Annotated in this window: 1 protein-coding gene; it reads right to left on the reverse strand. The window is 43.6% G+C overall.

Translation table 11 applies throughout. The features are described from left to right. Window positions 1–1021 (reverse strand): sodium/proton-translocating pyrophosphatase (locus tag NC238_05000; protein MCM1565298.1); only part of this gene is annotated, 1021 nt, incomplete at its 3' end. Window positions 1022–1329 lie beyond the last annotated feature (308 nt).

The following is a 1329-nucleotide window of genomic DNA, read 5'->3' on the forward strand; positions in this document are numbered from 1 at the left end:
AATCATCTTTGCCGCTGAATCTTGCCTGGCTGAGTGCCCTATTGATGTAGAAAGAAGCTACGGAAGTAATAATCATAAGTATACGCATGACAAAGATCCAGGTAAGCAGGATGCCGGTCAGATCGGGCTGTACAGCCAGAACTATGAAAGAAACGAGGGCGACTCCGGTTACACCATAAGTTTCGAATCCGTCAGCGGTTGGTCCTACACTGTCACCTGCATTATCTCCAGTGCAGTCGGCAATAACACCGGGATTACGCGGATCATCTTCCTTTATTCCAAAAACTATTTTCATCAAGTCGGAGCCAATATCGGCGATCTTGGTGAATATCCCGCCTGCAATACGCAAGGCGCTGGCTCCCAGAGATTCTCCGATTGCAAAGCCTATAAAGCTTGATCCGGCCAGTTCTCTAGGAACAAACAGCAGTATAATTAACATCATTATCAGCTCAACGCAGACCAGAAGCACACCTATGCTCATCCCCGCGTCGAGAGCGATATTCAATAGTTTCAGGGGTTTTTTCTCCAGGGAGGCGAATGCGGTTCTACTGTTAGCCAGGGTATTCATACGAATTCCGTACCAGGCAACAGTGTAAGAACCCAGTATCCCTAAAATGGTCCAGGCCAGGATGAGCAATACTCCGCTCAGAGGCATTTTCTGAAGGAAGCCGAAGTAAAAGGCTATACAAAGGCCGATAAAAACAAATAATATACACAGCAGTTTACCCTGCTGGATAAGATAGGTTTTACAGGTCTCGTAAATTATGTCGGCCACGTCCAGCATGGATTGATGGGCCCTGATTTTTTTCACCTTCATAAACTGGTAAAGACCAAAAAGCATACCTAATACACAGACTACGATACCCCAGAGCAGCAAATTGTTTTGCTCCTGGCTTAAATTTGGAATTTTAAGAGTCGCCTCACTGGCAGCTGCTATTGCCGGTGTTAGCGACATTATGGCCAGGCAAAAAAGGCTTTCTAGTGTTGCCTTGACCACCTTATTTTTGGTTATAATCTCCATTTAGCCGATCACTTCTCTCATCACATTTTTGACAGATAAATTGGTTAAAGGTTAATTTCAACGAAAGTGCAAGCGATTATCTTTATGTTTTGTGCAGTTTGCGGGGATTTAGGGTCTTTTAAGTAGCGTCGAACCTATATAATTGCCCTTCCCCAGTATACCTTAAAATCCACGGTATATTTCTATTCTGGCAGATGACCTAAACTAGACTTTCAGGCTTTTTTCCATTTTGTATTACGAGGTCAGAGTGTGTATGTCTGCATTACTACTGATGCACCTCATACTAGGTTTTCAAAAATAAGTCTTAA

The organism is Dehalobacter sp. (genome assembly GCA_023667845.1).
In the GTDB taxonomy this organism is placed as follows: domain Bacteria; phylum Bacillota; class Desulfitobacteriia; order Desulfitobacteriales; family Syntrophobotulaceae; genus Dehalobacter.